The organism is Sulfuricaulis sp. (genome assembly GCF_049587675.1).
Taxonomy (GTDB): domain Bacteria; phylum Pseudomonadota; class Gammaproteobacteria; order Acidiferrobacterales; family Sulfurifustaceae; genus Sulfuricaulis.
Genome location: NZ_JBAVEJ010000203.1, coordinates 1 through 10,174, shown reverse-complemented (window position 1 = coordinate 10,174; position 10,174 = coordinate 1). Strand labels below are relative to the sequence as shown.

Annotated in this window: 8 protein-coding genes; all 8 read left to right on the top strand. The window is 52.0% G+C overall.

Going from position 1 to position 10,174, the window contains the following annotated elements; genetic code table 11:
• Positions 1-7: 7 nt before the first annotated feature.
• Genes WB402_RS10550 through WB402_RS10515 form a run of 8 tightly spaced genes read left to right on the top strand, consistent with a single transcriptional unit; the run spans position 8 to position 10,117 of the window.
• The gene (locus WB402_RS10550) at positions 8-745 is read left to right on the top strand and encodes a class I SAM-dependent methyltransferase (RefSeq protein WP_424207639.1); all 738 of its coding nucleotides are present in this window, start codon (positions 8-10) and stop codon (positions 743-745) included.
• Between the two features lie 31 nt (positions 746-776).
• Positions 777-2,219, top strand: coding sequence for a UbiA family prenyltransferase (locus WB402_RS10545; RefSeq protein WP_424207637.1), 1,443 nt, complete (start codon positions 777-779; stop codon positions 2,217-2,219).
• Complete coding sequence (locus tag WB402_RS10540; protein WP_424207635.1) at positions 2,219-3,535, top strand: FAD-binding oxidoreductase; 1,317 nt, start codon at positions 2,219-2,221, stop codon at positions 3,533-3,535. The genes WB402_RS10545 and WB402_RS10540 overlap by 1 nt, the downstream gene beginning before the upstream one ends.
• On the top strand, positions 3,532-4,275 hold the full coding sequence (locus tag WB402_RS10535; RefSeq protein WP_424207633.1) for an SDR family oxidoreductase: 744 nt from the start codon (positions 3,532-3,534) through the stop codon (positions 4,273-4,275). Before WB402_RS10540 ends, WB402_RS10535 begins: the two co-directional genes overlap by 4 nt.
• An 8-nt stretch (positions 4,276-4,283) precedes the next feature.
• On the top strand, positions 4,284-6,158 hold the full coding sequence (locus tag WB402_RS10530; RefSeq protein WP_424207632.1) for a hypothetical protein: 1,875 nt from the start codon (positions 4,284-4,286) through the stop codon (positions 6,156-6,158).
• Positions 6,159-6,162: 4 nt separating this feature from the next.
• Positions 6,163-7,848 (top strand): hypothetical protein, encoded by a 1,686-nt coding sequence (locus WB402_RS10525; RefSeq protein ID WP_424207630.1) that lies wholly within the window; start codon positions 6,163-6,165, stop codon positions 7,846-7,848.
• 14 nt (positions 7,849-7,862) lie between these two features.
• The gene (locus WB402_RS10520) at positions 7,863-8,798 is read left to right on the top strand and encodes an NAD-dependent epimerase/dehydratase family protein (protein WP_424207628.1); all 936 of its coding nucleotides are present in this window, start codon (positions 7,863-7,865) and stop codon (positions 8,796-8,798) included.
• 2 nt (positions 8,799-8,800) lie between these two features.
• Positions 8,801-10,117: an NAD(P)/FAD-dependent oxidoreductase gene (locus WB402_RS10515; RefSeq protein WP_424207627.1), complete on the top strand. Its 1,317-nt coding sequence runs from the start codon at positions 8,801-8,803 to the stop codon at positions 10,115-10,117.
• Positions 10,118-10,174 lie beyond the last annotated feature (57 nt).

Sequence of the window (10,174 nt, the reverse complement as noted above, 5' to 3'; positions counted from 1 at the left end):
ACAACCCTTGGCACCGAAGAAACTGGGATTCACTGTCCATGTTCTGGATCATGCCAGTGCCGATGAACTGCGTGCAAAATATAAGGGACACGGTGTCAATTTCGAAGATATCGAGGAGGTGGATTATGTATGGCATGACGAGCCACTTCACGAACTGGTCGGTCTTGAGCAGTGTTACGACTGGATTATTGCCAGCCATGTCATTGAACACACGCCAGATTTGATTTCATTCCTCGTTGAGCGTGAAAGATTGCTTAAACCTAATGGTGTGCTTTCGCTAATCATCCCTGACAAGCGTTATTGTTTCGATTACTTCAATGCAGCTAAATCGATAGGGGAGCTTCTTGATGCTTTTGAACAAAGGAGGAAGCGCTCCAGTCCTGGCAAAGGTTTTGATCATTGCGCGAGCGCGACGAAGCACAACAGGAGAATTTCATGGGACGCCGACACTCAAGGCCTCGTACAGTTTGTTCACGAATTCTCGGATGCCCATAGCCATTGGCAGCGCGCTCGTACTACAGACGAATACATTGATGTCAACAATTGGCGATTCACCCCAGCCAGCTTCCATGTCCTATTAGGAGATCTGCAAGCACTGGGTTTGACTGGGCTGGAAATCAAGGCCGAATTCGTTTTGGTTGGGTGTGAACTTCATGTCACCCTTGGGAAGTCATTATCTGCTCAGCCCATGAATCGGTTGCTGGCCGTGAGGTGCGTGCTTGATGAGGCGCATCGCTCATCATGATGGCGGGCTAATTGAAGCTGGAATGATCTAAATGAGCATACCGAACGTCCGCCACCAAACGCTCGTCGTCGATCTCGACGGCACACTGATTCTCTCCGACATGCTCGTGGAGAGCATATTTCTATTCTTGCGGACGTATCCATTGCGAGTTTTTGTGCTGATTGGCTGGCTGCTGCGTGGCAAAGCCTATCTCAAGATGCGCTTGGCCAACGAAGTGGCGCCGGACGTTACGCTCTTGCCATATAACCGGCAACTGATCGAATGGTTACAGTTACGACGGGATTCAGGAGCGCATCTGGTGTTGGCAACCGCCAGTGATGTTCGCATTGCGACAGGCATTGCCAGCCACCTTGAGCTATTTGATGAAGTACTCGGCACCGAGAATGGCACCAATCTTTCTGCTCATGCCAAACGCGATCGTTTAGTTGCAAAATATGGCGAACGGGGCTTCGAATATGTGGGTAACTCTGCTGTCGATCTGGCAGTGTGGCAAACGGCATCTATCATGCACGTCGCGAATCCGGAACGTGGAGTGCTTGCCGCTGCTCGTAAGATCGGCAAGATCGGGATGGTTTACGAGAACCGTCCGGCCTATTTCCGCACCTTGATCAAGGCGCTTCGCGTCCATCAGTGGGCAAAGAACCTGCTACTCTTTGTGCCCCTGCTTGCGTCACACCGCATTATGGAAACGCCGCTCCTTTTGGACGGACTGCTGGCCTTTATTGCTTTTGGGGCTTGCGCATCAGGCGTCTATTTATTGAATGACCTGCTCGATCTTCCCGACGATCGACAGCATCCCACCAAATGCAAGCGCCCTTTGGCGGCTGGCACTTTACCGATGCTCCATGCACTGTACCTGATACCTGCACTGCTGCTCGGTGCGTTTATTGTGGCGTTATGGCTGTTGCCCATTCAGTTTGCTGGCGTCCTTGCCGTTTATTACATCCTGACTATCGCCTATTCACTATGGCTGAAGCGTGTGGTGATGCTCGACGTGGTCACTTTGGCGATGCTCTATACCGTCCGCGTGGTCGCCGGGGCGGCGGCAATGTCGCTGGTGGCAACCTTCTGGATTCTGGCCTTCTGTATGTTCATCTTTTTAAGCCTGGCTTTCGTCAAACGCTATACAGAGCTTTGCGATGCGCGTCAAAAAGGCAAAACAGAAAAATCCACTGGGCGTGGCTATTATCCGGCGGACTTTGAATTGTTGGCCTCGCTTGGAGGGGCATCCGGATACATCTCGGTTCTGGTGCTGGCTCTATATATCAATGATGCAGCCTCTGGCACTTTGTATCATTCCCAGAAATGGATGTGGGTAGCATGCCCGTTGTTGCTGTTCTGGCTGAGCCGCATGTGGTTGCTGGCACACCGCGGTCAAATGCACGAAGATCCTATCGTGTTCGCATTGCGCGACAATGTGAGCCGCTGGATAGGCGCCGCCTTTGTGCTCGTTTTTGCTTTGGCGACTTTCTAGTGGGCCAATTGCTTTCTTGGGGGCGGTATCCTCGTCACCCCCAGATTCCTCATCCGGCGCGCTGGCCAGAGGATGTGTCACAGGGCCTGGCCGCTATTGCAACCGTTGGGCATGGCGCTGCCCTGGCATTTGGCTGCGGGAGAAGTTATGGCGACTCTTGCCTGGCGGAGTCGGGTCATGTCCTTGCTATGCAGAACATGGACAGGGTGCTGGCTGCGGACTGGGAAACCGGCGTAGTGCTTGCGCAAGCAGGCTTGACTTTGGCGGAGTTGATTCGTATCGCATTGCCCCGCGGCTGGTTTTTGCCGGTGACGCCCGGCACCAAGTTTGTCACCTTGGGCGGTGCCGTCGCTAACGATGTGCATGGCAAGAACCATCACGTTATGGGCACGTTTGGTCGCCATGTACGGCACTTGGAGATATACCGTAGCGACGAAGGCGTTACTCAGTGTTCCCCATCTCAAAAACCTGATCTATTCGCAGCCACCGTGGGCGGTCTAGGTCTCACGGGCGTGATCTTGGCTGTAGAGCTTGAGCTACGGCGAGTGGTTTCCAGCGAAATCGAGCAGCGCAGCATCCGGTTCGGTGGATTCGATGAGTTTTTTGAACTCTCGCAAACGTATGATACATCCCATGAATACACCGTGGCGTGGATCGATTGCCTGGCCAGCGGCAAGCAAGCGGGTCGTGGCCGTTACATTGCCGGAAATCATGTGCAAAATGGCTTTATTGAGTTGGCGCCGCCCGGCGGCCTGCATATGGCCATTGACCCGCCGTTCTCATTGGTCAATTCGTTTAGTTTGCGGGTGTTTAATACCCTTTACTATCACCGCCAGAGCAGGAAGGAAGTCGCCAGTCGCGTTGGATATGACCCATTTTTCTACCCGCTGGATCGCCTGCAACAATGGAATCGCATATATGGCCGGGCTGGATTCCAGCAGTACCAATGTGTCGCGCCACAGCAACACGGGCGCGAAGTCATTCGCGACGTCATACACCAGATATCAAAAAGTGGTACCGGTTCATTTCTGGCCGTACTCAAGCAGTGCGGTGATCTTGCCTCGCCGGGCATGCTGTCGTTCCCGATGCATGGCATTACCCTGGCGCTGGATTTTCCGCAACGCGATCAGGTGAATGAACGCCTATTCCAGAAACTGGACGCCTTGGTACACGAGGCCGGCGGCAGATTATACCCCGCCAAGGACGCGCACATGAGTGCAGCACATTTCAAGCAAGCCTACCCGCAGTGGGAAAGAATAGAAACCTTGCGCGATCCCCAACTTTTGTCGCGGTTCTGGAAGCGAGTCACCCGATGAATCAAAACATTCTCATCATCGGTGCCACCTCTGGCATCGCTGAAGCTGTAGCGCGGCGCTACGCGGAACAAGGCGCGCGGCTTTTTTTGGTGGCCAGAAACAATATCAAACTTGAGACGGTATCCACCGACCTTGCCGCACGCGGCGCTGGAGAAGTGAAAACTTTCGTGATGGAGGCTAACGATAGCGACCTCCTTCCCCAAATGCTGGATTCAGCATGGAAAGTCTTTGGAACAATCGACGTGGCACTGGTTGCCCATGGAACCCTTCCCGATCAGCTGCGTACCGAGACCGATATTCCTTATGCCATTGCCGAATTCCGTACCAATGCCGAAAGCGTGATCGCCTGTCTTGTCGGTCTGGCTGGGCGCTTCGAAACGCAAGGCAAAGGAGTGATAGCGGTGATTGGCTCTGTTGCCGGTGACCGTGGCAGAACCAGCAACTATCTTTACGGCGCTGCCAAGGCCGCTATTGACACCTATGCTTCAGGGCTGCGAGCAAGGCTTTTCAAGAGTGGTGTTCATGTACTGACCATCAAGCCCGGGTTTGTGGCGACCTCGATGACCGCCGGTCTAAATTTGCCGGCGCGGCTGACCGCCACTCCGGAAAGTGTGGCGCAAGACATTCATCGCGCCATTGCCAAGCGGAAAGACGTCCTGTACACGCCGTGGTTCTGGATTTTAATCATGCTGATCATCCGCTCGTTACCTGCGGCAATTTTCAAACGTATGAAGTTTTGAATGTTTTCATGAACGCTAATCAACTACCCCCATCTATCGTTAATAGCTTCTGGGTACCATTTTTGGCATTTGGTGCTTTTGCGGCCATGCTTTTTGGAATCAAGTTATGGCTGATTGGTACCTATGGCGACGCAACACCATATTGGGATCAGTGGGACGGGGAAGCCGCAAACTTATATAAACCTTTTCTTGAAGGCACGCTTCGCTGGACTGACTTATTCGCCCCCCACAACGAGCACCGCATTTTCATCACTCGCTTGCTCGCACTCACGCTGTTGACCTTTAATGGAATCTGGAATCCCCTGCTTCAGATGGTGGTAAACGCAGTCTTACACATCGTTACACTTGGGTTCGGCATCGCATTGCTGACTCGCGTTATCGGACGCAATCATTTGCCGGCTTTGTTGGCTTTTTCCCTGGTTTTGTTCGGCGTCCCTTACGCTTGGGAGAACACGCTGGCAGGCTTTCAGTCACAGTTTTATTTCGTCTTGCTATTCGGTATTGCGTGCCTATGGCTTACCGTAACCCAACATCCACTTTCTGCTCGTTGGTGGGGCGGAGTGGTTTGTGCGATGCTTGCTTTCCTTTCCCTGGCATCGGGAATTTTCGCCCTTGCCGCTGCTGCGATCATTGGTCTGGTGTTTTATGTGATGGGTCTGCGTAAAACCCGCAAACAGTTGCTTGCTGTTGCGATTCTTGCCGGACTGTTCTTACTTGGCGTCGTGCTGACCCCGTCCGTGGCGTACCATGCTTCTTTAGAAGCCGCTTCGTTTCCTCAGTTTCTTGATGCATTGCTGGCTGTTCTTGGTTGGCCGATTTCGCCAAGTGTTTTTTCAGCCCTTGTCCGCAATTTACCGGCTTTGGTTTTTGTTGGCGTTATACTTTGGAAACGTCCGGCAGCTAACGATCGCAAGTGGTTTTTGTTGGCGCTCGTCGTATGGTCGTTTGGACAAGCCATGAGTATTGCCTATGGTCGGGCGGTTGGCAATCTTGCCTCGCGCTATCTGGATTTGTTCGCGATTGGCATCCTGGTGAACTTTGCGTGTTTGATTTCGATCGCCCAAGAATATATATGTAAGTGGCGTCGCCGGACAGTCATCGCTGTGATCGTCTGGACAGTCACGGGTTTAATTTCTTTGGGACTGAACGCCGTTAGCCATATCCCAGGCGAACTTGCCACAAAACGTGATACCGGACTTGCGCAGGAAACCAACACGCGAAATTATTTGGCTACCGGCGATTTCAATTATCTGAAAGACAAACCTTTTCTTCATATACCTTATCCCAACCCCGAACGCTTGGCTTCAATACTGGCGTCGCCTACCGTTAGAATGATCTTGCCAACCAACATCAGTCTCCCTCTGACACCGACATCGGTTGATAGCATGCCCGCCGGCGCATTTGTGGCTGATGGGTATTACCCCACCACGCCCAAACGCACTGGCATGACATTGGGTAGCTACGGCGCACAGGGCGATGCGGCAACTGGGCAAGCGACAATAAGATTCGAGGCCAACAAGCAGACCGTTCTGCTGGCAATTCCGGTGGCCGGATATCCTCTAAACAATGGCATCAAGCTTGAAATAGAGCAAAACGGCCAAAGGAAACCTGTGGCTATAAAAAGGAATCCGAAAGAATCTTGGGGAATGGCTTACATCAAGGTTGATAGAGGACCCTTTTCCATCATGCTTACCGACTTTAGTAGCAGGAATACTGGCTGGCTGGCAGTCGGCGCTCCGGTTGTGACGGGTAGGCTCGATGCGCTCACCAATGTCTTGCTTGCCAAGTACCCTATGTTCCTTATCTTGGGACTTATTGTCGTGGTGTTGTTGCTGACTCAATATGGCCTGACAAGCCGTGTAACAAAGTCCGTGGGTGACTGAAGGCATGAAATTGTTTTCAGTCTTCGCCAAAAATCGACTTTATATTCCTCTGCTGCTTACGGTGTTCTTGAGCCTGTTGGCCTCCAGGCGCTGGCAGCAACTCATATCGCCCCAAGTATGGGATGAAGATGGTGCGCCCAACCCATGGCTGAATGGCGGGCTGGGTAGCGGGTCTGATTTGGCTGATTACATTCATAAGGGATGGTCTGCTTTTTTCGAACCAGTCAATGGTTATCTCGTTACCGTACCCAAAATCATTTCGGCTATTTCTCTATGGGTGTCTTTTTCAAACTACCCCATCGTCAGCACGATTTTTACCTGGCTGTTCATCGCGTTGGTCGGTCTGGCAATTACCCTTGCTCCGACGCATATACGGGCCAAGTTTCTCTGCACGCTGGCCGTTTTCATGATCCCTTCAGACCCTGAGGTATATGGCATCCCCCTTTATACCTTTTGGTGGTCATCCCTTTTTCTATTTTTGGTTGCGCTTTGGGATGAGAAGCGTCCATCACTTAAGTGGAGACTGGGGCTCTTGTTGGTCGGTGGATTGTCGTCCCCTGTGATTGTGTTAATACTGCCAGTTCTTTATTTTAGAGCGTACTGGTATCGCTCATTGCGTTCCGAACAATTGGTCGCATTCATTGCAACCTTGGCTGCGGCCGTTCAAATTTCATTCATCGTCAAGGGTTCCGCAGGGCACTTTCCACCGCTCGATTCAGTATTGATGAATGTCATCCCGACGTTTTACGGCAGGTTTCTGATTGGCAACTGGGTCGATAATAAGGTTTGGTTGTGGCTTGTAGGGATGGGGCTGACCGGGATCATTGCCGCGTGGTTGCTTAGGGATCGACGCAATGTGTCAGCGTGGATATTACTTTATCTGCTGGCAGGAACGGTTGTGCTGACAGTAGTGCGTGTCGATCCAGCCGGTATACATCCGAGGTTAGCGGGGCCGCGCTATTTCTTTCTCCCTTTTGTTCTGACGTTCTGGATTCTCATACAGTATTTCCATGCTGCTCACTCAAAATGGCTTCGCAGTTTTATCGGTATCGTTACCGTAACTGCAGTTATCAATGCTGCACCGGTCTGGTCACGTCAACATGATGATCTGCGATGGACGGATCATGTTCGCAGTTGCCGCTTATTTCCAAGTTATACCATTCCCGTTCAATTTGACGGAAACCGATCGTCGGCATGGTCTCTAAAGCTGTCGGGTAACAGTTGCGCCGAGCTTTTGGAGCGTGACTTCCTTATTTCGACAAAAGAAATTGATGAACGCTCCACTTTTGCGTACACCGTGCTCAAAGCAAATGTGCGTGATAAAGGTGATAAAGGGCGGGAAGCAGCCAAGCTCATTAGCAGCACGATGACAGGCACTGATTTTCAAAAGTCTAATCTCAAAGGCTATCGTGTGATCGGTTCCTTCAATAGCTCCGATGCGGATACCGGCGAAGTGTTGCTGAAACTGCATCGTGGCGACCATGTGCTCTACCGCTCCGGTCCCGGGAGGGGCGGCCATAGCATGAGTATCGTGGGACACGAGCCGGCGTTTATCGCACAATTACCCATTGCAAACGATTGGGAAACGCTTGAATTTTCCAATACCAAACTACCCGCTGAATTCGTCTTGAAAATCAAGGACGAAGGTCGGGAGTTTGGCGAGTGGTCAGCGATAGCGATTATAAAGTAAAGGAACGAAACTTTGTGAACAGGAAAATATTGTTACCCGGCGGTGCTGGGCTCGTTGGCCAAAACCTTGTCGCCCGATTAAAGGCTGCTGGTTATAACAAAATAATCGTGCTCGACAAGCACAAGGCCAACTTAAAAGTATTGCAAGTAGTGCAGCCTGATATTGTGGCTGAGTATGCCGATCTTGCCGAACCGGGGGGGTGGCAGCGCCACTTTCAGGACGCGTATGCGGTGGTGATGTTGCAGGCGCAGATCGGCGGCAACGAGTATCGGGATTTTGTACGGAACAATATAGATTCAACGCGTTTGATTCTTGATGAAATCAGGCAGCACAGCATTCCTTACACAGTGCATGTTAGTTCTTCGGTAACTGAGTCGGTGGCGAACGACTATTACACCACCACCAAGAAAGAACAGGAAAGAATGGTGCGAGACAGCGGCATAACCTGCGTTGTTCTGCGTCCCACCCTGATGTTCGGCTGGTTTGATCGCAAACACTTGGGCTGGCTGTCACGGTTTATGAGGAAAACCCCGATTTTCCCGATTCCGGGACATGGCCGTTATTTGCGCCAACCGCTATATGCGGGTGATTTCTGCAACATCATCGTTAGTTGCATTGAAAAGCAGATGACAGGCGGCACCTACAATATCTCCGGGTATGAGCGTGTGGATTACATCGATATCATCCGGGAGATCAAGCGTGCGATTCGGGCACGTACCTTGATCATCAATATCCCTTACGGGTTGTTCCATTCGCTTCTGTGGGTGTGGACACTTTTTGACCGCAATCCGCCATTTACCACGCAGCAATTGCAAGCATTAGTTGCCAAGGATGAATTCGAGGTAATTGACTGGCCCGAAATTTTCGGGGTACAGCCAACCCCATTTGCCACCGCTATTGATGAGACCTTTAATGATCCGAATTACGGCAAGGTTGTGCTGGAGTTTTGAGTATGGGAGAACAAACGGGGCAACGTATTGCCGTACTTGGCGCGGGACCTATGGGTTTGGCTGTGGCCTACCAGTTGACGCTCGACGGCCATCAGCCCGTCATCTTTGAGGCCGACGACCGAGTTGGCGGCATGACCGCTGCGTTCGATTTTAACGGCCTCACCATTGAACGCTATTACCACTTTCATTGCATTTCAGACACTGCGTTTCTTCAAACGCTTGATGAATTGGGTTTGACCGAAAAGATGCATTGGGTCGAAACCAAGATGGGCTACTGGTATCAAAACAGGCTTCAGCCCTGGGGCAACCCGTTTGCCTTGTTGAAGTTCAGGGGCCTGGGTCTGATGGCAAAGCTGCGCTACGGTTTGCATGCCTTCCTTTCCACAAAGCGCACAGATTGGCGGTCTTTGGATAAAGTGGAGGCAACAGGCTGGATCAAGCGTTGGGTGGGGGCGGAGGCCTATGAAGTCCTGTGGCGCCGCTTGTTCGACTACAAGTTTTACGACTACGCCGAGGGTTTGTCCGCAGCCTGGATCTGGAGCCGCATTCGCCGAATTGGACGCTCACGCTACAGTCTATTTCGGGAAAAACTGGGTTATTTGGAGGGTGGCTCGGAAACACTTCTGCAAGCCATGAAGGCAGCCATCGAGGCACGCGGTGGTGAGGTACGGCTTAAATCTCCCATTTCAAAAGTCGTGATTGAAGCTGGCACCGTCAAAGGTGTTGAAGCCCCCAGCGGATTTGAAGCCTTCGACAAAGTTGTCAGCACCGTACCTCTGCCGTATGTGCCGAGCCTATTCCCAGACTTGCCACCTGATGTATTGACCGCATTCCGGTCGGTCAAGAACATTGCGGTTGTGTGTGTGATTGCCAAGTTGCGCAAACCGGTTACCGAGAATTTTTGGCTGAACACGAATGACCCGGGGATGGATATTCCGGGGTTGGTGGAATACAGCAATCTTCGCCCCCTGGACCAGCATGTGGTGTATGTGCCTTTCTATATGCCCGGCGAGCATCCCAAATTTATGGAGCCCGACCAGGCTTTTCTGGACAAGGTGCAGCACTATCTGAAGAAGATCAATCCTGCATTGCGCGATGAGGATTTTCTTGACTTGCGAGCAAGCCGCTACCGCTACGCCCAGCCTATATGTGAGCCGGGCCACCTCGACAGATTGCCGCCCGTTGCTCTGCCTGTGACAGGTTTGTGGGTGGCCGATACCTCTTACTACTACCCGGAAGACAGGGGGATTTCGGAAAGTATCGGGTTTGGACGGAATATGGCGAAAATGGCGACGCGGCAAGCTGAAATTCCTCGATGAGCGAGATCGCGGCTTTGCTGACCCCGCAATTTGTGCGCTTCCTGTTTGCTGGCGGCA